Source organism: Vibrio limimangrovi, from assembly GCF_054064025.1.
In genome coordinates this window covers 89,208-113,526 of the sequence record NZ_JBSUGF010000013.1, presented here as the reverse complement: position 1 = coordinate 113,526, position 24,319 = coordinate 89,208, and the positions used below count along the sequence as shown (strand labels likewise).

General features: G+C 43.0%; 19 protein-coding genes and 1 pseudogene. 11 read left to right on the top strand and 9 right to left on the bottom strand.

All coding sequences use genetic code 11. The features are described 5' to 3' along the window. Nucleotides 1-29: 29 nt before the first annotated feature. The gene (locus ACWYU8_RS18225; RefSeq protein WP_457521148.1) at nt 30-896 is read right to left on the bottom strand and encodes a LysR family transcriptional regulator; all 867 of its coding nucleotides are present in this window, start codon (nt 894-896) and stop codon (nt 30-32) included. A gap of 107 nt (nt 897-1,003) precedes the next feature. On the opposite strand from ACWYU8_RS18225, the gene ACWYU8_RS18220 reads away from it, so the two are divergent. Beyond that, nucleotides 1,004-2,260: an adenylosuccinate synthase gene (locus ACWYU8_RS18220; RefSeq protein ID WP_457521147.1), complete on the top strand. Its 1,257-nt coding sequence runs from the start codon at nt 1,004-1,006 to the stop codon at nt 2,258-2,260. Nucleotides 2,261-2,392: 132 nt separating this feature from the next. On the opposite strand, the gene ppsR is transcribed toward ACWYU8_RS18220, so the two are convergent. Next, a complete protein-coding gene (gene ppsR / locus ACWYU8_RS18215; RefSeq protein ID WP_457521146.1) occupies nt 2,393-3,226 on the bottom strand; it encodes a posphoenolpyruvate synthetase regulatory kinase/phosphorylase PpsR in 834 nt (277 codons plus the stop codon). Nucleotides 3,227-3,565: 339 nt separating this feature from the next. On the opposite strand from ppsR, the gene ppsA reads away from it, so the two are divergent. The 4 genes from ppsA to tyrS all read left to right on the top strand — a co-directional run bounded on the left by ppsA (nt 3,566) and on the right by tyrS (nt 9,163). Next, nucleotides 3,566-5,935 carry a phosphoenolpyruvate synthase gene (gene ppsA, locus ACWYU8_RS18210; protein WP_457521145.1) on the top strand — a complete coding sequence of 790 codons (2,370 nt, stop codon included), beginning with the start codon at nt 3,566-3,568 and terminating at the stop codon, nt 5,933-5,935. Between the two features lie 192 nt (nt 5,936-6,127). After that, a complete protein-coding gene (locus tag ACWYU8_RS18205) occupies nt 6,128-6,907 on the top strand; it encodes a YSC84-related protein (protein WP_457521144.1) in 780 nt (259 codons plus the stop codon). A gap of 114 nt (nt 6,908-7,021) precedes the next feature. Further along, the gene (locus tag ACWYU8_RS18200; RefSeq protein ID WP_457521143.1) at nt 7,022-7,828 is read left to right on the top strand and encodes a helix-turn-helix domain-containing protein; all 807 of its coding nucleotides are present in this window, start codon (nt 7,022-7,024) and stop codon (nt 7,826-7,828) included. An 81-nt stretch (nt 7,829-7,909) separates the two neighbouring features. Next, the gene (gene tyrS, locus ACWYU8_RS18195) at nt 7,910-9,163 is read left to right on the top strand and encodes a tyrosine--tRNA ligase (protein ID WP_457521142.1); all 1,254 of its coding nucleotides are present in this window, start codon (nt 7,910-7,912) and stop codon (nt 9,161-9,163) included. Nucleotides 9,164-9,255: 92 nt separating this feature from the next. On the opposite strand, the gene ACWYU8_RS18190 is transcribed toward tyrS, so the two are convergent. After that, complete coding sequence (locus tag ACWYU8_RS18190; protein WP_457521141.1) at nt 9,256-10,290, bottom strand: ABC transporter substrate-binding protein; 1,035 nt, start codon at nt 10,288-10,290, stop codon at nt 9,256-9,258. Nucleotides 10,291-10,632: 342 nt separating this feature from the next. On the opposite strand from ACWYU8_RS18190, the gene ACWYU8_RS18185 reads away from it, so the two are divergent. The 5 genes and pseudogenes from ACWYU8_RS18185 to ACWYU8_RS18165 all read left to right on the top strand — a co-directional run bounded on the left by ACWYU8_RS18185 (nt 10,633) and on the right by ACWYU8_RS18165 (nt 14,198). Beyond that, nucleotides 10,633-11,844 (top strand): hypothetical protein, encoded by a 1,212-nt coding sequence (locus ACWYU8_RS18185; protein ID WP_457521140.1) that lies wholly within the window; start codon nt 10,633-10,635, stop codon nt 11,842-11,844. Further along, nucleotides 11,844-12,644 carry a hypothetical protein gene (locus tag ACWYU8_RS18180; RefSeq protein ID WP_457521139.1) on the top strand — a complete coding sequence of 267 codons (801 nt, stop codon included), beginning with the start codon at nt 11,844-11,846 and terminating at the stop codon, nt 12,642-12,644. Before ACWYU8_RS18185 ends, ACWYU8_RS18180 begins: the two co-directional genes overlap by 1 nt. Before the next feature lie 444 nt (nt 12,645-13,088). Then, nucleotides 13,089-13,346, top strand: coding sequence for a hypothetical protein (locus tag ACWYU8_RS18175; RefSeq protein WP_457521138.1), 258 nt, complete (start codon nt 13,089-13,091; stop codon nt 13,344-13,346). A gap of 78 nt (nt 13,347-13,424) precedes the next feature. After that, nucleotides 13,425-13,537: pseudogene (locus ACWYU8_RS18170) on the top strand (ABC transporter ATP-binding protein); the annotation flags it as partial. A gap of 1 nt (nt 13,538) precedes the next feature. Further along, nucleotides 13,539-14,198, top strand: coding sequence for an HAD family hydrolase (locus tag ACWYU8_RS18165; protein ID WP_457521137.1), 660 nt, complete (start codon nt 13,539-13,541; stop codon nt 14,196-14,198). Between the two features lie 56 nt (nt 14,199-14,254). Here ACWYU8_RS18165 and ACWYU8_RS18160 read toward each other — a convergent pair whose 3' ends face one another. From ACWYU8_RS18160 to ACWYU8_RS18135, 6 genes are all read right to left on the bottom strand, one after another. Then, entirely contained in the window at nt 14,255-15,112 is an 858-nt protein-coding gene (locus ACWYU8_RS18160; RefSeq protein WP_457521136.1) for a DNAase, read from the bottom strand. Next, nucleotides 15,112-15,834: a hypothetical protein gene (locus ACWYU8_RS18155; protein ID WP_457521135.1), complete on the bottom strand. Its 723-nt coding sequence runs from the start codon at nt 15,832-15,834 to the stop codon at nt 15,112-15,114. The genes ACWYU8_RS18160 and ACWYU8_RS18155 overlap by 1 nt, the downstream gene beginning before the upstream one ends. Next, nucleotides 15,801-16,334 carry a hypothetical protein gene (locus ACWYU8_RS18150; protein ID WP_457521134.1) on the bottom strand — a complete coding sequence of 178 codons (534 nt, stop codon included), beginning with the start codon at nt 16,332-16,334 and terminating at the stop codon, nt 15,801-15,803. Before ACWYU8_RS18150 ends, ACWYU8_RS18155 begins: the two co-directional genes overlap by 34 nt. Before the next feature lie 797 nt (nt 16,335-17,131). Beyond that, nucleotides 17,132-17,398 (bottom strand): hypothetical protein, encoded by a 267-nt coding sequence (locus ACWYU8_RS18145; protein ID WP_457521133.1) that lies wholly within the window; start codon nt 17,396-17,398, stop codon nt 17,132-17,134. 295 nt (nt 17,399-17,693) lie between these two features. After that, nucleotides 17,694-20,852, bottom strand: a complete 3,159-nt coding sequence (locus ACWYU8_RS18140; protein ID WP_457521132.1) for an efflux RND transporter permease subunit — start codon at nt 20,850-20,852, stop codon at nt 17,694-17,696. Nucleotides 20,853-20,865: 13 nt separating this feature from the next. Then, complete coding sequence (locus ACWYU8_RS18135; RefSeq protein ID WP_457521131.1) at nt 20,866-22,023, bottom strand: efflux RND transporter periplasmic adaptor subunit; 1,158 nt, start codon at nt 22,021-22,023, stop codon at nt 20,866-20,868. A 678-nt stretch (nt 22,024-22,701) separates the two neighbouring features. Here ACWYU8_RS18135 and ACWYU8_RS18130 point away from each other — a divergent pair. Continuing rightward, entirely contained in the window at nt 22,702-24,210 is a 1,509-nt protein-coding gene (locus tag ACWYU8_RS18130) for a phospholipase D family protein (RefSeq protein WP_457521169.1), read from the top strand. The last annotated feature ends 109 nt before the right edge of the window (nt 24,211-24,319 follow it).

The window sequence follows — 24,319 nt, the reverse complement described above, 5'->3', positions numbered from 1 at the left end:
ATGGCCAGCGAACTGACTCCTAGCCAGAGTCAGCCAACCACGGAAACATTCTCTCCAACCCAGGTTAGCAATTGTTTGGCAGCTTTGGATAACACCTGATTTTGACGCACGATATAGCCAAAGTCAGTGTTAGGAAAGCTCGGTAAAGGCGTCACTTCTCTGGATAACTTCAGTCTTGGATCGATTGAAAAGTCCGGAACAATCGCGGTACCGAAACCGGCTTCTGCCCAGTCGATTTGCGCTTCCACACTGCCTACTTCCATGACTCTGTGCTTTGGCAGATTCAGCTCTGGTAACGAGGCATCAATCAATTCACGAGTACGCGTATCATGCCCCAGCAGAATGAGCGTCTGGCTTTCTTGTTTGTTCTCTTGCCAATCAAAAATATTGTCTCCAAAAGCACACCAATGAATTTGAGTAAGAGGTGTAAAATGAAGGGGCTGGCTCTCTTTCTGCGCGATTACAAAACCAATGTCTGCACGAGCTCGTTTCACTAAATCTACCGCTTGAGACGAGGTGGTGTTGAACAGCGCTAAGTCGATACCCGGATACTCATTTTTAAACTGCTGAAACGGTTTTATGAGTAACAAGCGCGAGACAATATCGCTGGCTGCAATAGAAAGCGTGCCCTGAGTGAGATCGTTGATCGCGTTGAGATCCGACTGGCAGATCTGTAGCTCGTTCAACATAAGCTGCGCCGTAGCCAATAAGCGCTTTCCGGCTTGAGTCAGTTGCACAGGGTTTCGCTCAATTAGCTTAGTACGAGTGGCTTGCTCTAGCTGCTTGATGTGCAGGCTCACATTCGGCTGAGTCATGTGAAGCTCGGTTGCTGTTTTCCCAAAATGCTTTACGTCCGCCAAAGTGACAAATGTTCTCAGCCAATTCAAATCCAACATAACTCGCCTTCCGATATGAGACTCTTATCAAGTCGATGAGTATAATTAATTTCTCTTATTATGGCGAACAACATAAGATTTTTCGGTCTGTTATTGGAGTACAAATTATGTCGTCTATCGTTGTTGTGGGTGCAAACTGGGGTGATGAAGGCAAAGGCCGCATCGTTGACTTTTTGGCAGAGCAAGCTTCTGCGAGTATTCGTTTCCAAGGTGGTAACAACGCGGGTCACACCGTAGTTAACGACCTGGGCACGTTTAAGCTACACCAGCTTCCAAGTGGCGTATTCAACCCAGACTGTTTGGCAGTTTTAGGTCCGGGTATGGTTATCAGCCCAGCGTCGTTGTCTCAGGAGATTGCGGAAGTTGAAGAAGCAGGCGTAAACGTGAAGCTTTGCATCTCTGATCGCGCAACACTATGCCTACCTCTACATGCACTAGAAGATACGCTAGAAGAACAACGCTTAGGCGACAAAGCATATGGTTCAACTCGTCAGGGTATTGCACCTGCGTACGGTGACCGTGTGATGAAAAAAGGCATCCTGGTAGGTTGGCTAAAACAGCCAGAAGTTCTGGTTGAACGCATCAAATTCTGGATGGATTGGAAACTTCCACAACTTCGTGCTCTTTACCCAACGTTTGAATTCGAACAAACCGCTGAAGAGATGGCGAACTGGCTATTAGAAGTGTCTTCCCCATGGCGTGATGCTATCTGCAACGTAACACTTCCTCTTAAAGGACTACAGTCAGAAGGCAAAACACTGCTATTCGAAGCGCAACTTGGCGCTGGCCGTGACCTGGTTTACGGTGAATACCCATGGACAACTTCTTCGAATGTAGTCTCTATGTACGCAGGTATTGGTAGTGGTCTACCAGCCCTTCGTCCAGAACGTGTGATTGCGGTTGCGAAAGCATTCAGCTCGTCTGTAGGTACAGGCACGCTGATCACGGCAATGGAAGAGCAAGATGCATTCCGTGAACTTGCAGGTGAGTTCGGAGCGACAACAGGTCGTCCACGTGACATGGGTTACTTCGACGCAGTAGCAACCAAAAATGGTGTTGAGCTACAAGCAGCGACTGAAATCGCACTGACCAAAGTAGACTGTCTGACTGGTCTTAATGATCTAAAAATCTGTGTTGGCTATGAAGGCGACCACAGTGAAAACCCAATCTGGCCTCAAACAGCAGCACTAGCACCTATCTACGAAAAGATGGAAAGCTGGAGCGAAGACATTACGGGCTGTCGTAAGTTTGAAGAGCTACCAGTTGCGGCACAGAAATACGTACTGCGTATCGAAGAGCTGATGGGCGTACCAGTAAAAATGGTATCTGTTGGTCCAGGTCGCGAACAAATGATTATGCGTTAAGGTGTGAAGGCTACCAACCAACGTTGGCGGCCCACATCTTTTGGCAGCGGCTTTTATCTTTTCCGGGGTAAAGCCGCTTTTTTTTATTTCGAAAACCGACCAAATGCAGTATCGGTCAAAAGCAGTACCAATCTAGAACAGACGACGCTTCATTCCCGCTCTTTCAAGAATGCGAGTCGAAATTTCCTCAACAGAGAGCGACGACGTGTTGATGTATGGAATCGCTTCCCTTCTGAACAAGGCTTCAACCGTATCCAACTCCAATTTACACTGCTCTTCACTGGCGTACTCACTGCCCGATAAACGATTCTCACGGATTTCATTCAAACGCTCAGGCGTGATCGTCAAACCAAAAAGCTTATGACGATATATTTCAAACTCTGGCAACAATCGCAGCATTTTTACATCTTCAGCGATAAACGGGTAATTCACCACTCGCAAACCAAACTGCATCGCCATGTATAAACTGGTTGGAGTTTTGCCACTACGAGATACACCAAGCAATATAATGTCAGCCTGCTCTAAACCTTTTAACGTGATGCCATCATCATGAGCGAGCGTGTACTCAATAGCGGCAATACGATCGAAGTAGGTGTCAGAATCTTTACTTACGCTGCGAGAACGCTGCAACTTCGGTGTAGGCGCCATCTGAATATCGTCCTGAACTTTTTGCACAATACTTTCAAGCACGTCATAGCTGAAAGCCGGTGCCGCCAACAGCATTTCCCGCACCTGAGGAACCACTATTGAGAAAAAAACCAGGGGTTTGACACCATTGCGTTGGTGAGAACTTTCAATTTCTTTGACGACATCTAATGCTTTGTCTGGCGTTTCGACAAAAGGAAAGGTTTTTTCATTTGAAATGAACGAGAATTGACCTAGGACAACATGGCCTAATGTCTCACATGTTATTGCCGTACCATCAGAAACATAGAATACATCACGACTTTGGGTATTTGTTTGCATTTTTGTTTAATATTTCAAAATATTTTGAGTAGGATGGTAAACATAATATTAATAAATCAACTTGGCTTCCAGTTAGGTTCCCCACAGCTTTGAAAATTCTTTGAGTTTTTTTTAGCCGGAATGTAATCGTTTGCCTTTGATATCAACCTGAACAAGTAAATGGTCGAAAATTGTTCAGAAAGAGTCGCTCATAGTGAAACATGGATTGTGGTAACTGTTTATTCTGATTACACAATTTATAACTGCACTATAAGTAACTTTAACTAACAATAACGAGTAAGTATTTGTTTGGATTGACTTAAGTCCCCTACAAAAGCTGCAATGTTTCTGGAGAAAGACATGCAAAAGAACACCCTCTGGTTCAATGGCCTATCCATGAATGATGTCGACAAAGTCGGCGGTAAAAACGCTTCGCTTGGTGAAATGGTTTCTAACCTAGCTAACGTTGGCGTTTCTGTTCCAAATGGCTTTGCGACAACCTCATACGCGTTCAATAAATTCCTTGACCACGAAGGTTTGGATGAGCGTATTCACCAACTACTCGATGAACTGGATGTTGAGGATGTGGATGCTCTGCGTAAGACAGGTGCAACCATCCGTCAATGGGTACTAGAAGCCCCTTTCCCAGCAGATCTTGAACAAGATATCCGCGAAAACTATCAAGAACTGGTTGAAGGTAACCCTGAACTTTCAGTCGCAGTTCGCTCTTCTGCAACTGCGGAAGACCTTCCAGACGCATCCTTTGCTGGTCAGCAAGAGACGTTCCTGAACGTGAAAGGTATTGACGCAGTACTCGAAGCGACTAAGCATGTATACGCTTCTCTATTTAACGACCGTGCTATCTCTTACCGTGTGCACCAAGGCTTCGACCACCGTGGTATCTCGCTATCAGCGGGCATCCAACGCATGGTTCGTTCTGACAAAGCTTCTTCAGGTGTTATGTTTACTCTGGACACAGAATCAGGCTTCGACCAAGTAGTATTCATTACTTCATCTTGGGGTCTGGGCGAAATGGTGGTTCAGGGCGCAGTAAACCCGGACGAATTCTACGTTCACAAGCCACTGCTTGAATCTGGCGCGCACCCTATCGTTAAGAAAACATTCGGCTCTAAACTGATCAAAATGATCTACTCAACTAACCAGGAAATCGGTAAGCAAGTAGACATCATTGATACGTCGGATGAAGAGCGCAATACGTTCTCTCTAAATGACGAAGAAATCAAAGAACTTGCAAAACAAGCGATGATCATCGAGAAACACTACCAGCGTCCAATGGACATTGAGTGGGCGAAAGATGGCATCGACGGCAAGCTGTACATCGTTCAGGCTCGTCCAGAGACAGTATGTTCTCAAAGTGAGAAGAACGTTATTGAGCGCTACGAGCTAAACAACAAAGCTGAAGTACTGGTTGAAGGCCGTGCAATCGGTCAGCGTATCGGTAAAGGTAAGGTACGCTTAGTAGACTCACTAGACCAAATGTCACTGGTTCAAGAAGGTGACGTACTGGTTACAGACATGACTGACCCGGATTGGGAACCAGTTATGAAAAAAGCGTCTGCTATCGTAACTAACCGTGGCGGCCGTACTTGTCACGCTGCGATCATTGCACGTGAGCTAGGTATTCCAGCTATTGTTGGTTGTGGCGATGCAACAAGCAAACTGACTGACGGTATCGAAGTAACCGTATCTTGTGCTGAAGGTGAAACAGGTTACGTTTACCAGGGCAATCTGGACTTTGAAGTGAAGCGCTCATCAGTAGACGAGCTACCACTACTGCCGACTAAAGTGATGATGAACGTAGGTAACCCGGATCGCGCGTTCGACTTTGCTCAAATTCCAAACGAAGGTGTTGGTCTTGCGCGTCTTGAATTCATCATCAACAAGATGATCGGTATTCACCCGAAAGCGCTACTGAACTTTGACGCTCAAAGCGATGAGCTAAAAGCTGAAATAAAAGAGCGTATTCGCGGCTACAAAGATCCTATCGACTTCTACGTAAGTAAACTAACAGAAGGCATCGCGACAATCGCTTCAGCATTCTGGCCAAAACGCGTTATCGTTCGTATGTCTGACTTTAAGTCTAACGAATACAGCAACTTGGTTGGTGGTAAATCATACGAGCCACATGAAGAGAACCCAATGCTAGGCTTCCGTGGTGCATCTCGTTACATTTCACCAGTGTTTGAAGACTGTTTCGAACTAGAAACTCAGGCAATCAAACGCGTTCGTAACGAAATGGGCTTGAAGAACATCGAGATCATGATCCCATTCGTTCGTACTCCAAGCGAAGCAGCGTCGGTTATCGACCTGTTGGCTAAGTTCGATTTACGCCGTGGTGACCAGGGTCTGAAAGTTATCATGATGTGTGAACTGCCTTCAAACGCAGTGCTGGCTGATGAGTTCCTGAAGTACTTCGATGGCTTCTCTATCGGTTCAAACGATATGACTCAGCTAACACTTGGTCTGGACCGTGACTCTGGCGACGTCGCTCACCTATTTGATGAGCGTAACCCTGCGGTTAAAGTGATGCTGAAGATGGCAATCGATGCTGCAACGAAAGCTGGTAAATACGTAGGTATTTGTGGCCAGGGCCCGTCTGACCATGAAGATTTAGCAGAATGGTTGATGGAGCAAGGCATCAGCTCTGTATCACTTAACCCAGATACGGTTATCGATACCTGGCTACAACTAGGCAAAGTTAGTAAGTAATTCGCGTTAGAATTATCGAATCTAAAGCCCTCAAGCTTCGGTTTGGGGGCTTTTTCTATTCTGTAACAAGCCATTATGTCAATATTGCGTGAGTTCGTGACAATATTCTCAACCTAGAGTCACCTGTAATTTTCCCTGCGCGTATTTTCACCTAGAATGAAAAGAAATCCATTTCGCAAGAGATTGAAGTCGATGAAAAAACCGATCGTTATCTTAACAACGCTAATGCTACTTGCCTCTCCAGCCCATGCAGACTGGGACAAAATTTCCGAAAAAATGTCTGAGTTAGGAGATGCAGTCACGGAAGGGGCGCAAGAAGCGTGGGACAGCACTAAGACGTTTTCCAAACAAGCATGGCAAGATTTTATGAACTGGTCAGAAGAAGCGATGAACACGGCTGGTGAATGGACAGATGCGAGCATTGAAAAAAGCAAAGAGTGGATTGATATCGCGGATAAAAAAATTGATGAGTTGATGGAAGGCGATACGCCGGAAGAAGCCCGCCAAGCGGTCGATTTAATGGCTGACAGCACCATGTTCAAACTCTTCAATGAAAAACCGGAAGCGAAGGCGCTCTACGATCAAGCATATGGCTACGCGGTATTTGACTCTCGCAAGTTATCTTTACTGTTCCACACCAACTCTGGCTCTGGCGTTGCGGTAAATAAAGAGACAGAAAAACGCACTTACATGAACATGTTCGGAATGGGCTTGGCACTCGGCGCTGGCGGCAAGTTTTATCAACAAGTGGTTCTGTTTGAAAACCAAAAAGATTTCGACTTGTTCGTCACTGAAGGCTGGGAAGCGTCAAGCGAAGCAACGGCCCTTGCAGGTGATGAAGGTGAAGAACTCAGCGCACACTTTAATAGTGGTGTAGCGGTATACCAGTTGAACTCAAAAGGTCTGTTAGTCGATGTCAATGTGTCTGGCTCTAAATACTGGGTCAACGAGGAGCTGACCAACTCACAGTAAGCGAGCTATGAAGATACTAAGGGGAGCATCGTCCAAGCAAAAGGCGGCACTCCCCTTTCTCGATGAATCGGTTTTCGTTATTCTGGCCTTAAATCAAAGCTAAACCAATATCGTATGCCCGACAGCCAAATCAACACGCTACTTGCTGATGCAATTTCTGCGTTAAATACGCCTAACTTCACACCTAAACTAATGCGTATCATTAGCTCACTACTCGACTTTGATTGCGCGGTGATACTGGGCTATCGTGAAAACAAACACCCTATTTATCTTTATGATTCGATTCAAAATGAGCGTGATTTGCTCTTTCAACGCTATCTCACCAATTCGTTTCAAAATGATCCCTTTTTCCAGAAGTTAAACGAAAGCAAAAAACAAGGGATTTTTACGCTAAAAGATGTGGTTCGTAAGGGAGTAGATTACCAAGCCTATTGCGACCAATTTTATCGCCAGACTGGCTGGAAAGATGAACTCAGTATGCTGATCCAAATCGAAGCTCATTCCTGGGTAATGTTCTATTTCGGCTATCTGGAAGAAGGCAAACGCTTCTCAAAGAATCAAGTCAGCCGATTACAACCTTACTTTTCGATACTTCAATCGCTGTGCCAGCAACACTGGAAACAAACTGAGTTTTCAATGTCTGAGCCCGTTTTTAACCCTGAGACTTATTCTGGAAGTCTGCGCGAGCTAATAGAACATGCTTTGACTACATTTGGCGTAGATACGTTGACCCGAAGAGAACAAGAAGTCTCTTCATTACTTGTACAAGGGTTTGATACGAAAGAAATCGCAACTCAACTGAACCTAATGCAAGGCACGGTCAAAAATCATCGTAAACGCATTTATGCACAATTAAAGATCTCTTCTCTTGGTGAACTCTTTCAGCTTTTTCTTAATCACTTAATTACTCACTCAAGATAACAAACTGTCCCTTTAGGGATATATCAGCAAGTGGTGTGACGTTTTAGTCTGAATACAACGATAACTCAGACAGATAAGACAATGACATTGATTAAGGATTTACAGGCGCGAGGCTTGATCGCGCAGGCAAGTGATTTAGAACAAATTCAAACACTTTTAACAGCACCACAAACGGTGTATTGCGGCTTTGATCCAACCGCTGGCAGCTTGCATATCGGCCACCTGGTACCGTTAATTATGTTAAAGCGCTTTCAAGATGCGGGTCATCAGGCGATAGCCTTAATTGGTGGCGCGACTGGCATGATAGGTGATCCAAGTTTTAAAGCTACCGAGCGCAGCCTCAACTCAGAAGAAATCGTTGCTGGATGGGTAAGTGACCTCTCCAGTCAAATCAAACAATTGATGAATCGCCAACTCACGAAGCCAATGATGATGGTAAACAATGCCGACTGGATGCAAGAGATCAACGTTATCAACTTTTTCCGCGACGTGGGTAAACACTTCTCTATCAACACCATGATCAACCGCGAGTCCGTGAAACAGCGTTTGCAGCGTCCCGATCAGGGGATCTCATTTACCGAATTTAGTTACGCGCTTTTGCAATCCTACGACTTTGCCGAGCTAAACCGACAACACGGCTGCCGATTACAAATTGGCGGGAATGATCAATGGGGAAACATTGTCAGTGGGATTGACTTAACACGACGCCAAAACAGTGAGCAGGTATTTGGCTTAACGTTACCTCTGATCACCAAATCCGATGGTACCAAGTTTGGTAAAACCGAAGGTGGCGCAATTTGGCTTGATCCAAATAGAACGTCTCCTTACGCTTTTTACCAGTTCTGGCTAGCCGCAGAAGATGCCGACGTTTACAACTTCTTGCGTTACTACACCTTCCTGAGTTGTGATGAAATTACTGACATCGAAACAACAGACAAAACGAGCAAAGGAAAACCACGAGCACAGCGTATTCTTGCCGAAGAAATGACGCGTTTTGTACATGGCGCAGAAGGTTTGGCAAGCGCCCAGCGCATCACTCAAGCCCTGTTTAGCGGTGATGTTCAACAACTGAGTTTATGTGAACTAAAACAGCTTGAGTTAGACGGCTTACCACGCATAAAAAGCACCCAACAAGACTTGGTAGCGCTACTTATAGAATCTGGCTTAGCAAGTTCAAAACGTATAGCTCGGGAGCTAATTGAGAACAACGCCATAAGTGTCAACGGCGAAAAAGTCTCTGGGGACACGCCGAGTTTAAGCTTCGCGCTATTCGACCAATATTGGTTGCTCCAGCGCGGTAAGAAACATTTCTGCTTAGTGACGCGAGATGCTTAACTTTCGGAGATAAAAAATCCCCTCATCACGTAAATGATAAGGGGATATCAGTGTAAAGCGCTTTCAAACCCGCAGGTCAGCAGCCGCAGTGGTTATTGAGCTCTTAGACTTTGCCAATACTTATCATAAATCGCTAACGTTTCAGCGCCGACATCGTTAATAAACTCGCCTTTTTCCATATCTTCTTTCGCAGGGAAAATGGTCGGGTTATTTTTTAGTTCATCTGGTAACAGGTTGCGGCCAGCATTCGTCGCAGAGGCGTAACCTAAGCTATTTACGATTTCTGCCTGGTTTTCTGGCTGGTACATAAAGTTGATAAATTTGTGTGCAAGCGCTTTATTTTCACTGCCTGAAGCGATAGTGAAGTTATCCATCCACAACACCGCACCTTCTTCTGGCATCACAAACTTCAGTTCAGGCATTTCAACCTGACCTTGGTAAGCATTACCATTCCATTGCATACCGACAGAGGTTTCTCCGGACACATAAGGAACCTGCGGCGCGTCTGAGTTGTATAGCAGTACGTTATTTTTTAAAGTCACCAGCGATTCATAAGCTTGCTTGATTTCCGCTTCATTTTTGCTGTTCACACTATGGCCATTCATTTTCAAAGCCATACCGAACACGTCGCGAATATCATCAATCAACATTACCTGTTGCTCATAACGCGCATCCCATAAGTCTGCCCATTTAGTGACTGGTTGTTCTACCATGGATGCGTTGTAGCTGATCCCAGTAACGCCCCAAATGTATGGTAGCGAGTAGTCATTTTTAGGGTCGTGAGCTTGGCCTAGCAAACCTTGCATGGTGTCTTGCATGTTTGGCACTTGCGCATGGTCGATCTTGGCTAATAGCCCTTCTCTGCCCATTTTTTCAATAAAGTATGCAGAAGCAAAAACAACGTCATAGCCAGAGCCCTTAAGTAGCTTTAGCTTGGTGTACATTGATTCATTATTCTCAAAAGTAGAATAATTAATCGTAACGCCTTCTTGTTTTTCAAATGCTTTTAGTGACGTTTCCGGTAAGTAACCGCCCCATGCATAAACGTTCAATGTTTTATTCTCTGCATGAGCAACCATGCTGAGAGCAAGTGCACTCAGCGTCAATCCTTTGATGAAAAATTTCATGGTATGCATTCCAACCAGTCCAGCAACACGCTGGGATTCGATGCATAATTAGTTAATAATTCAACAATTAAAAGAAAAAATAATTAATCTTAAAAATCAAAAATATTTATTAAGTTTGTACTATTCAAGCCTATTTAGAACAGATAGACCGAAGGGGCACACCACACCACACCACACCACACCACACCACACCACGATTTAACGTTACGTTTCCTCATTGTGTAATTGTGAAAACAATAAATTACATGACTTTTAATCGCATTTCTCTAACCTAAAATATTCAACCTTTAGTTTAGCGCATATTGTTTAATATTGGTTTCATTTTATAGTTGAGACCATAGTATGACTTGGGAAATTCTTAGTAAAAATCCAACCGAAAGCAATGCTAGAGATGTCGTCGTATTAAATAGGTTTAGTGATTTTTTGAATCAATTTGGAATCAATCCTAAAATATTAGACAAGAGAGAGGTTAAAATAACCAGGCAAGCTATTCTGGTTATTAAAGCAATGACGGACTTCGACAGAAAAAATGTGATCAATGACATTTATAAAATTATTGACAGTCCAAGAAAATCGAGTCTAACCACGCATAGACGTAACCCATTTTGGCGCGTAGCAAGAAACATGACTCCCTTCAGAAATTATCATTTTTTAATTCTTTATCGAATATCTGATAACGGGTCTGTAGTAATTGAGGAGATTATGATTGATGCTCAATTACACGGTAGTCGAGTAAAACCTAAAAATCAAAGAACGATGCTATATGACGTAAGAAAAGAAGCAGAAGATCGCTATTCCAAAGAAAAGCATACAAACAAAGAGATAAAGTCCGCACTAAATAGTTGGGACGGGAAAGGAGCTGATATCATCTCGAAAATTAACTGTAATCACGTTACGATAAATGGCATGAATAATGATTATCATACCGCATCTCAGTTAATGGGCGTTCATACGGATGTCGCTTATAGGAAGGACAACATAGTAAGGTATAATCTATTCCATAATCCCACTGATGGTGGAGTATTCGATTTAGCTGAGTGTATCTTTGATCAAACACGTATATTTAAAAGTAGAAATGCACAGCAACTAGCATCTTTAATTATCAAGGCACAAAGTGAACGTCGCCGAGTAAAGTGGACCGTTCATAGTCAAGGTGCGATTATATTCCGCTCTGCGCTTGAGGAAGTAAAAAAACTAAAACCTGAATTGATATTGAATGGGCACGAATTAGCAGTCCATAGCCCTGGTGGAAACTATGGAATTTTGTCAATGAAAGCAAAACGTTTAGGTATGAAAGTACAGCCACTGAGGTCTAACCCGGCAGATTTTGTACCCAATGTCATAGGATTAAATGGAATAACAAGTTTAACTAAGATGAATTTGAGCTTAAGCCCCGTCTTTATCTGGGCTTGTTTTCTGTCCAAAACAATAGGAGGTAGCCCACACTCCTTACCCTACCTCGGGTTAGATACTTACGAAAAACAGCTTAGAGAATCCGGTGCTAGACAAAAAGCGAGGGTGATTGGTAACTACGCTAGAAGAGGTAAACACTGATGGGCATTAGGACTTTCTTAAATTTGAAGTTTCGCTCAGGAGCGAAATTATCTAAACCCAGCCACCGAATCTATCGATTTGGAAGACTTGTCTGCGACTTAACCGTTCCAGGCGGATTTTATCAATCGAGTAGCTTCGAAGAGTTACCAGAAATAACGCGTGAGTATTTAGATGATAACGTTGAGATTGATTACCATAACCAACTGATTGAAGTAGATCGTTTAGGATGGCCTTATCACACCATACTTCCTTATCCTGGAACATATGATTATTATGGCCAATTAACGATGAAGATTCATTTAATCCCCTATGCTAAGGGAGAAAACGTTAAAAGAACTCCATATGACATAAAAGATGATATTTGCTTTCGCTATGATGATTTCTACAATGCTGAAGAACATGATCCTAATACGGGCAGAGGGTATAACAAATATAAAGCAAAGTCTGTATATAAGCATTACACAGAAGAAGTAATTTTAGGCGATGAAGAGTTAAGAGCGCAGATTATCAAGGAGCGAATATCTGAAATCTTAGTAAGAATACCTGAGGTACATGTTTCTGAAAACTATGTCATGTATGAATCTTCAAGGGGTCTAACTGAATTTAAGAATAATTACTGCTTTTTGTTTAACGAGTACTGTTATTTGAGCATAGAAATAAATCATGATGGGTGGAATGATCGTTATATGAATGTGTGTCTTGAAAATGCACAAAAAGCTGAATGTATGATTATCTCTTCCGTTAACATATCTGAGTACATTGACCAAGATCCCTCTAATAGGCTCGAGCTTAAACATTAATTACTGTATCTAATTTATTGTTTAAAATTTGGATACAAATATTTTTGACGCTTATCGTTAAATAACGGCAAGCGCCTAATAAGTAACTGACTTTTTGAACAACTGACAGTCCGATTAAAGCGTTGTTGGCGTTAGTTCCGCTGATATCGTAGTTGGGTTAACAATGCCTCATGAGACTTATGGCACAACCAAGGCGCACTGATGCGCTTTGATGACAACTGACAGACGGTGGAAAGGTCGAACAGCTCTCGGCAAACATGTTTAAACCCTAAAAGTAGTACCCAAACAGGTTACGACTAAAAGACACTCGTCCTTAAAGCGGTAACAAATGTCGCTTCTTAGTTTGTTAGTGCAAATACTACTAACACTTAGCCCCTCTCTCGGTTATATAATACCTCCCTGAAATATTTTGTTACGTTACTTCGGTAACATCTGAGACTAGACATGAACAACAGCAGATGGTTCGGCGTATTGGGCGGCGTAATCTTTTTAATTAGCTCAATGCTGCTTTTTGGATCTTCGGCCCAAGCTGCTTGGTATCAGTTTCCAATCGAAGCCTTCGACGGAATCGCTTTCACCTTAGCTTTTGGTCTAGGGTTGAATCGCGCTGTCGCATACGTTGCTGCATCAATTACGCTCGCAGCAATCTTCTACATTGGCTATGTTTTGGGTTATCGCATTCATCACAAGATGAAACTTTGACTTAATAGAGTAGCGATTTCTGCCCTTCCCAATAACAACTTATGACGGTAATAGGTAATCTCTCTCACCCCGCACTATCAATGCGAATTAACGGTCGATTTACTCAACCGTTCATCTGAGCGACTATAGCGAATGGCAGTCAGTTAGAACTACTCTTCAACCTAAACGAAATTCAACCTGTAAGAGCTTAACATGTCCAAACCTTTGTATGTATTTGATATGGATGAAACCTTAATCAGCGCTGACTGTGCGATGATTTGGAACGAATTTTTAGTCGAAAAGGGCATTGCTACACAACCTAACTTCATCGAAGAAGATAAACGTCTAATGAAGCTCTACGCAGAGGGGAAAATGGATATGGAAGACTATCTTAAGTTCTCCATGACACCACTTGCTGGCATGCCTATTGAGCAAGTAAAAACCTTAGTCTCAGAGTGTGTAGACAAGCAAATTCTGCCTAAGCAGTTTAAGCAGTCCAGAACGTTGATCGAGCAACTCACACGTGACGACATTGATATGGTGATCATTTCCGCGAGCGTGGCTTTTCTAGTTGAAGCGGTTGGCCAACGTCTTGGTATCCCAACGTCACTTGGGATCGACTTGATTGAGCAGCAAGGTACTTACAGCGCAGAAATATCTGGAGTTCCTAGCTACAGAGAGGGTAAGGTCACCAGACTACAACAATGGTTAGAAGCGCAGCCGGAGTCGTACTCAGAAATCCACTTTTATACTGATTCCATCAACGACTTACCGCTTTGTCAGCACGCAGACTACACCTATCTGGTTAACCCATGCCCTCTTCTTAAAGAGCATGCGAATCAGCCTAACTGGACCATTTTGACTTGGGATTAGTTCTTAGGGATCAAGTAGAGCGACTCTAAGACGAGCAACAATTGGAGTTGGTCGTCTTAGAAGAAACCATTGTCCTGATCATCATGCGAGAGCTTTTCTACGTTCGGCTCGACAACCGAGTCAATAAGCGGGGAAATCTCCAGGCGTTCCAACACCCGTTTTTCAAAAGTTTCATCGGCAGTTATAATCCAATCGAGAAGTTTTTTCTTAGTTTGATAACTCTCTGTCAAATATTTAAATTCTATACTAAAGAAAAATCTACCTTTAATTGGTAAATTATAGACTCTCCGATAGTCTCTCTTAAATTTAAGGTTTCCTTCTATATATTTTGAGTAATGGTTTCTGCCAATATTGACGGTCTCACACTTTATCGGCGGATAACCTCGAAGAAATGCTCGTATTAAGTAATCTTCTTTTTCTTTCTCAGCTTCTTCGGTTTCTGGTTCTTCGCCCCATTGACGATTGGCACGTCGACGGAAGTCATTCATCATATCTGTATGACAACCTCGCCATGAATTTTCAATTGGATTAGGATCGTGATAAAAATCAAGGTAATCTTTTTCTAAAAAGTACGAAAGCTCCTCAACCGTGTTTATCACTCTATCGGCTGATTTTATTCGGAGACTAATGAACAGTTTTCCTTGTAGATTAACCGGAAGTATTGGGTTAAGGATGACTTTGTGAAAACAAAAAAGCACGTAGGCTAAATTTATAACTTTTTCATGCCTCTCAATTTCAGCGTTGATGTCAAATCCTGATAAATTAACTACATCTTGGTAAACACATCCAGAATAAATATTGTTTGGGCATTCGAATGAGAGTAAAAAATCATCAATTTGAAACGAATTAGTAAGTAAATCAGAAAAGTCAGGCTTACCACGAAATCCATCTTTAATTATTTTTCGAATACGCATTATCGACCTTTAATCCTTAAATAATTATCAACATCTTTCAAGCGCTTTAACGCTCGTTCACTTCCTGACATCATCAATTGCTTACGATAAGACTCCACGCCAAAATATGGCAGAGTATGTGGGCTTTCTGTCATTGACCCATTCATTACCAAACCTAGGAACTTACAGCACCTGACCAAACTACTTGGCGATAACTTATTTTGTCTCGCAGCAATGTTGGGAACTATGTCAAACGGACTCGTTCTGGTTCGATCATAATGTACCCTTAATCCTAGTAACTCTGCATTTCGCCCTAGCTTTTGGGTATTCGAACCACCTGCATGAACGACGAGTTCCTGATTTACTAACTTTAGTCCAGAATTCTTTTGTCTCGCGAACTCTAATGCCGCATTAAAAATAATTGCGCCCTGGCTGTGTACCGTCCATTTCACTCGTTGTTCTTTTTCCGCACACTGTTTCATCACCGCCGCTAGATGTTTGGCATTATGAGAAGTAAAACGAGTCTTATCGAAAACACATTCAACCAGATCCAAAGGAGCCCCATCTGAGGGATTGTGAAAAAGTGTATACTCCCTAGGATTGTCGTCTTTATATGCCACTTGCGTATGCACGCCCATTAAACGACTTGCCTTCTCGTAGTTATTTTGCATGCCATTTACCGTCGCATGGAGAGTTTTAATTTGATGGGTTAATGTAGCTTTACTCGCATCCCACTCCCCCATAAGTAATTGAGTCCCTTTGTCATCTTGTGTTCCATCATATTGACCATTTTTATCTTTCTTTTTTGCACATGATACATTTGGGTTCTTTGATGGGCTGATTTGCTTAATTCGATTCCATGAAGTTTTTCATCAAAAGCAATGTCATGGATAACGACTTTTCCATCTTTTAGCATGCAGGTCAGCAAATAATGATAGTTTTTAAATGGGTATCGGGTACGAAATATTCTTAATAAAGGGTTGAGTTTGTGCCTTACCACAGACTTTGCATTAGGATTAGCCGCAACAAAATACATTTCTTTGACCACTTGCTTTTGGTCATATTCATTCATTGAGGCCAGCATCAGTAATGCCTGCCGAGAAAGGTTTAGTTTCTTATGACTAAATAATGACAAGTCTAATTTTATTCTCTTACCTAAAAACTCTTCAATTTCACTTATAGATTTTTTATTAAATTCTATGTATTCAAACGCTTCATTTCGTCCCGAAAATTCCCAGGTCATAGTTAAACTCCATTTGAAAATTTCATAGAGCTTAAAATGAAATGTTTAAAAAAAAGTAGTATCTGTGGTGTGGTAATTTCTAATTTACGAGGGTGTTTTTCATTTTATGAAAATAATAAGTGTATTAACTTCCAATTTATTGGGTATTCCTCGTAGTATGCAACCCATGCTATTACGTCTCCTGGAGAAATCGAAGCCAACTATTTAACCAGACTTTCTGAGAACGCCATGGATTAACGCCCGACGCGTGAAAACGATACGCCATTAACTAACCCACAAAGTTAACAAAAGAGAATATCGATCTGCATTCTGATTGGGATGAAAAAGCCAGGCAGCGCTTTGCAGTCACGTTTATATAGCGAAAGCTTACGGTCAAATTAGACCTTATCTTTCAAACGGTTATTAAACATTGATTTTTAGCACGCACAAAATACACGCACACAACAAATTTGCAATGATAAGTAACAATAATGAAATCATTGATTGAAGAATTAACATTTCAACAATGATTGTAACAATGTTAACTTTAGCTCCGTTGGTCGCGCTGGTGGTAAGCCTCTCACCAAGCTATTGTCAGTTTGATAAGGATGTTCGACCATCTCCATAATGAATAGACACCGAATTTGGTGCCCCTTTTCGCCCGCAAAGACCGTTCTTTGCGGGCTTTTTTCTTTCTGATACTCATCACTGGAAAACAGCTACAAAAAATGCCAGTTTCAAAAACTGGCAAGCAGAGCAACAAGGTCAACGTTTACTGCTAACGGATGCGGACCTTACATTGGAAGATAAAACAGTGATTATGACTTACTCGCATCGGTTTTCTGACACGGTATCTTTACTAATTGTGCCTGTTCTTCTTTAATCCGTTTAACGATCACCGCCTCACGCTCATCGATATCGTCAATGTTCATTTGCTGAATATCTGCTATTGCTTCGTGCTTCATTTCGGAGAAGTCCTGGCGTAAATCTGAGCTCCACTCCTCCTTGTCTAAAGTGTTAGCAGCAGCGATTGATGATGACATTACAGCAATAAGACCTAAAGTAGAAAGAAATACGCTTTTCATAGCAAGCTCCTTGAGGATTAGCAGTTTATTATGGGTGCGCTTTATACATTGCACGTACGATGCCAACTTTTAAATGCTTAACTATCAACGCCTTACTGTAAAGTGCACGTTATCACTGGTTACCTGAAGGTAATTTTCGCACACTGATGGTCAAATTAACCAAAATTATTTTTGTTTGTCATTTCATTCATTAAATCTATAGCACAGTTAGCAACTGAATGACGGATGCTTTTTGACAACGAATAGAAAAAGAGCAACCCCGAAGGCTGCTCTTGAGTTTGAGAAGACAAGCAATTTAATTGGATAATTTAGTGTGGGCTTCTGTCACATCATCTTGCTTTCTAAAACGACCAATAATACGAAACAAGAAACGTTTAATTTCCCTGAATATATTCTTGATGTCCTCGAGCATGAGATACAGACACGGCACCAGCACCAGTGTCAAAATTGTCGCATACAGCACCGCAAAACCTAACGCAACCGCCATTGGGATAACGAAGCGAGCCTGTAAACTCGTTTCAAACATAATTGGAAGTACACCAGCAAACGTCGTAATCGACGTTAGGGTGATAGCCCGGAAACGTGCGCATCCCGCCTCAACGACCGCTTGCTTAATACTCATCCCTTTTTCTCTGACTTGATTTACGTAATCCGTCATCACCAAAGAGTCATTAATTACTACACCCGCGGCCGCAATCAAACCAAATGTCGACATCATACTGATATCTAAACCTAGCCAGAAGTGCCCCCATATCGCGCCAGTTAGACTAAACGGAATAACCGACATGACAATAAGAGGCAGGGTGTAGCTCTTCAGTGGAACGGCAAGAAGGATATACACGATGATCATCCCGGCAATAAAGAAGAGAATTTGCTCGTTGCGTTGCGCAGCTTGTTCTTCTATATCCCCGCCTAACTCGGTTTTGACACTTGGATACTCCCGCTTCATGTCAGGCAAGATACTGTCATCAATGATTTTTACCACTTCTTCAGGCTCGATAAGTTCTTCATCAATAGAGCCATAAACGTAAACCGTTTGATATCCACCCTCTCGGCGAATGGTACTCACACCTGGTTGCTCATTGATTTGAACAACATCACCAAGCATGACTTTTTTTCCTGCTGGTGTGGTGATTACAGCATAACGCAGAGAAGAGAAAGCTTCACGTGTGAGTTTCGGATAACGGACCATCACTTTAATTTCTTCGCCGTCACGGATAATACGCTGCGCTTCACCGCCATAAAAGCTGCCGCCAACTTGCTGAGCGATCATAGTGAGATCCAAACCGAGATCGTAAGCAACGGGAGCAAGTGAAAGAAGCACTTCCTTACTACCAGAATCAATAGATGATGAAATATCGTACAGACCTTCCTGCTGCTGCAAACGTTCAATCAGGTAACGTCCAGCATCGTTCAGATCGCTAATATTTGAGCCAAACAGAAGGTAGCCAAACTCGTCTCGATCACCGCCACCAGCACTCTGATCACGGATTTTAATGCTCTTAATTCCCGGGATAGTTGGCATGGCTTCTCGCCAACGTCGTGCAAGTTCAAACGTATTGAAAGGACGCAGATCTTCATCAACCAGAGGCACCAATACACGCCCTTCCGTCCGGCTTCTATTATATGACAACACATCACGAATCATTCCCTGACCATACTCTTCTATGGTTTGAGACTCGACTTGCTGCATGACGCTCTCAATGGTTTTGAGTGCTTCAATGGTCTGCTCACTTGATACGGTATCATTCATTTCAATGGTGATCGCCGGGTAATCGGTCGGTACTTTCGGGTTAGGGATCACACGTACATAGTTTGAATTAACTAAAGCAGCACTTATCGCTAACAGGCCACAAAAAACCGCGAAAACAGTCCAACGCCAATGCGTACACTTCTTCACAAAACCGTGATAAGTGCCATTAACGAAACCAAAGAAGCGCTGATTGAAACGGTCCCGCCACCCATTAGGCTTGATCGGGCTGAAGTGAGTATGTGCCAGATGCGCTGGCAAAATCAGCTTAGATTCAATCAGACTGAAGATAAGACATAAGATGACAACACCCGCGATACCGTAAAAGAAAGCGCTATCAATACCACTAGACAGTAAGAAAGGGGCAAATACAGCAATGGTCGTCAACACACCAAACGTAGCGGGTGTCGCTACACGTTTCACACCACGTACCACGTTATCAACGCCACCGCCTTTTTCTTCGATTTCACAGTAAGCACTCTCCCCCATCACGATGGCGTCATCGACAACGATGCCCAACACCATGATAAAGGCGAACAGCGAAACGATGTTAACCGTAATTCCCAGCGCTGGCATGAGCATAACAGCGCCAAGGAAACAGACTGGTAAACCAATCATTACCCACATTGCTAAACGGAAACGCAAGAAAATGGTCAACATGATGGCCACCAGCGCTGCGCCTTGCAGCAGGTTTTTTAGCATCATGTCGAGGCGACCGTTAAGGTAATAGGTCATATCCACCAAAATCTTCAGCTGGACGTCATTCGGCAGGGTTTTGTTTTTCGCCTCGATGTATTTCCGAACCGATTCAGCAACAGGAATGATATTCTGGTCGCGAGTCGCTTCTACTGACATGTAGATAGCATTTTGTCCTGAGTACTCAAAATAGCGCTCTTCCTCAGTAAAACCATCTTTAATCGTGGCAATATCCTGAAGCAGGACTTTCGCACCGTTTGCACCTAACTTCACCGGAATATTTCGGAACTCATCCCCGTGGTAATACTGGTTCTCAATACGAACCGCAATCATCCCGGAATTCGTTTTGACTTCTCCGGCAGAAAAGTTGGCTGAATAACGACGAATTGCATCACTCACATCATTCAAGGTGAGATCGTACTTACGAAGCACAAGAGGATCGACTTCAATCGCAATTTCTTCCTCCGGTGCACTCAAGTTCACCAGCATAACGTTTTCTAACTGCAGCAGTTCATCTTCTACTTGTTTAGCGATCGGCTTTAACTCTTCAAGCGGCCTATCGCCTACCAGCCCCATTTCAATAACATCCTGTCGCCACTCAACCTGATAAACATTGATAGGCTCCATTCCCACTGGCAAGTTAGATAAGGTATCGATACGTTGGTTAACATCATCAAGGACTCGTTTGATGTCGGCATTCACATCAACTTCGATAGAGATATATGCGCTGCCACGCGTCGCTTGAGCTACGACTTTTTTTATGCCGGTAACGTCTTTAATCGATTCTTCTACCTTGACCAGTATGCTCTCTTCAATTTCTTGTGGAGACGCACCCGGATATGTTGCGCGTAAATCGATGTAGTTCACTTCGATGTTAGGGAACATCTGCCTTTGAATAAAAAAATAGCTTACGATACCCATGATGATGATGAACACCATCAACAGGTTGGCCGCCACTGGGTTATTGGCAAAATAGGCAATTAAACCCTTTTGGTTAGTATCTTCCATGACAAACTCCTACTTACTGTACGACGGTTTCGGAGTCGTCATTCTTTTTTGCAATTTGCACTGCCATGCCTTTTTGCGGGTACTCAGGCAGCGTCAGGACGAGTTTATCGCTCTGTTCTAAACCATCCCCGACTAACATGAACTCCCCTTCTGCTCTCAGTACCGTTACGGTGCGAGGCTGAAGTTCGTTATCATCATTCACGACCCAAACCGTACGGTTTTTCACTAATTCTTGTGGAAGACGGTAGATGTGCTTGAGTTCTTTCCCGGTAAAGCTGACTTCAACATACGAGCCAAACTTAATCGGCGGCTTTTTGTTATCAATCCCGTATGGGTCTTCAACCTGAATAACCATATTGATCATTCGAGTTGCGCTATCGATCATACCTAAGTCGCGAACTACTTTGCCTTCACGAGTCGTTGACAAAATGCCTTGCTGAGTCACGGTCGCTTTGAGCTCATTAATAGATTCCGGCAAAAACACGCTATCAAATCCAGCAATTGGAACATGTACTTCTGCCACTTCAATATTGTTGAGCGTAGCAATGCGGGAGCCAGAAGTGATGAACTGACCCACACCAATGTCACGTTCAACAACGAGCGCGTCATACGGTGCGACCACTTTGCAATTTTCCAGATCACGATTCGCACGCTTTAGAGCAGCCTGGGCGGATTTCACTTTTGCTTGAGCACTCAATACGTGCGGTTTACGTAGGTACAAGTCCGTCACTTGCTTGTCACTAAGTTGTTTGGCCTGACGTTTTGCAACTTCCGCTTTCGCTTGCTCTTCGATCAATTCTGCTCGCGCACTAGCCAGCGCTGCTTCAGCCTGAAGTACCGCAGCTTCGTAGTTGTCGCTTTCTACCGTGAATAGCACCTCACCCCGCTTAACAATGCCACCAGTGACAAAGTTTGGATGCCAGCTAATCACTTCACCGCTAACTTGTGCAGAAAGATGGGTTTTTTCGAACGGGACCAATTCACCGTGACTTGTTATCACGACCTTGTGATCCGTTGGGAAAAGAGAGGAAGCCTGAACAGTAGGTTCTGTGACTGTGTCTTTAGCTGATTCTTTTTCTGGTGCTGTTGCTGCTATTGCCGCGTATCCTGCATAAGATCCACCAGCCACAACGAAGGGCAAAAGCCAACGTAGCATGGGTTTTGTTAACATCAAAAAATCCTTTTTATTGTTTTATTCACCGTGTTGTTCACAACGTAACCATCGGTGCAACAAGCCATTTTCTAGGCTGAAACTTAGAAGGTCACCTCAGTACTTCTTTCAACAAACAGTGAGGTAATTGCATCTGAAATAGACAATTTTGCTCAGTCCCGTATAAACAGTCTAAATTGCCACCAGGGCTAATCAAAATGGCAGCTCCTATCGCCATTTGTGACCGTAAACTATGAAAAATTATCCTTTAAAAGTTCATAAAATTAACAAAACTTTAACCAACATCGCAAGTTGTGAGACCTTACTTCAAGCATTTATAGTCAAGCTGTGCGATAGATATTAATTCCTTATAATTCATTAGGTTATATTTTTCAGCGTAATTGACGTAGTTATGTATGGGTCAGAACTGTCAGATATTAGTGTTTCCAACTAATTAGAGTAAAAACATTAATTAAATAAATGATTTTGTGCGTTCAAAAAATCGAGCCACCACAAAAATTTGCACTTTGAACGTCAAATTTGTTTATGTGTTAAAGAGTGGCAGACAGTGATCGCAGTGCAGAATTCCTTGAGTTAACACTCGTTCCTCATCTTTGGTGACTGCATCTCATAATCACTTATGTCTATAATCACCTAAAAATAACATTTTGTATTACAAGGATATGTCCATTGAATCATATGTTGACCAAGTTTATTTTCACTTGTGTGTTTACTTTTCTATCGGCTTGTTCATCGATTGAGCACAGAGATCCTAGTGAGAAGTCCACCACGTTCCAGTACGGGTACCAGTCAGACACCATCCTTGCGCAATATTTTGAAGCTTATGGCAAAGACCCAAAAACAGAAACTGGCTTCTATCCTCTAAATCAAGGTCATGATGCGCTTCTGGCACGTACATCTCTGATTGAGTCAGCGCAAAAAAGCTTAGATCTTCAGTACTATATTTATCGTGGCGACGAAACCAGCAATCTCATCACATGGCGCTTGTATGAAGCCGCACAGCGTGGTGTTCGGGTACGCTTACTGCTTGATGACATGCAAAAGCGTAACGATAAGGTGATGGCAGAGATGAATGCACATCCAAACATCGAAATCCGTTTGTTTAACCCTCACCAATACCGATCTGCACGATTTTGGGGACTCGCAACCGACTTTGACCGTCTGAATCGCCGGATGCACAACAAATCACTGATCGCCGACAGTGTTGCCGCAGTGGTTGGCGGACGAAACATCGGCAATGAGTACTTCTCTTTCGAGTCCGAAGTCTCATTTGGTGATTTCGACTTGTTGCTCTACGGAGAATCCGTTCAACAAACCGCAGACCAGTTTGATCTTTACTGGAATAGCGCTTATGCCATACCAATGGAGTGGGTGTACCCAGATTCAGCACAAATCACGGATGCGGCGATTAAAAAACAAGTTAACAAGCTGCAACTCGAAGAAAAGTTCACTAAAGGTAACTATAACTTTACTCGTTTAGACATGTACCAGGCGCTAACACAGCACAAGCTTGCTCTTTATTGGGGCGAGGGTGAAATATGGTTCGACTTGCCCGACAAAGTAGCGACACATAAGAGTCAGCTGATTGGCAACCTGTCCGAGTTACTCAAGAGTGTAGAACACTCGTTCGTGCTTATCTCGCCGTATTTCGTCCCGACCGAGGCAGGAACTAAAGCATTGACCAACGCGGCAAAACGAGGGGTCAATATCACGATCATCACCAATAGCTTAGCCTCAAACGATGTATTTGCTGTTCATGGCTGGTATTCAAAGTACAGAGAAGAGTTACTCGCTTCGGGTATCGATCTATGGGAAGTGAAAGCCAGTGCTAAACTCAAGAGCAAATGGAGTTTAACTGGCAGCAGTCGAGCAAGTTTACACGCAAAAGCCATGTTGATAGATAACCAGACCCTGTTTGTTGGATCAATGAACTGGGACCCACGTTCAGCGAAGCTTAACACCGAGATGGCTTTCGTTATTAAGCAACCTGAATATGCGCAAAGTTTTCTCGCAACCTTGCCAGAAATATTGAACAACAATGCTTACCACCTAACGTTACGCGAAGGCGATATAGTCTGGACCGACAAGAAAACCGGGCAGGAATATGACTCAGAACCAGAAGCAGGAATGTGGCGTAAGATGGGCTCCTGGTTCTCCGGTATATTGCCAATCGAAGATCAGCTTTAAGTTGCTTCTAACTAAAACAGCGCCCAAGCCGGCGCTGTTTTAGTTTTAGCTTGAGGTTGTTTGGGTATAAGCAACTATGTTCTAGAATAAAAATGTTGGTTCATCTGTT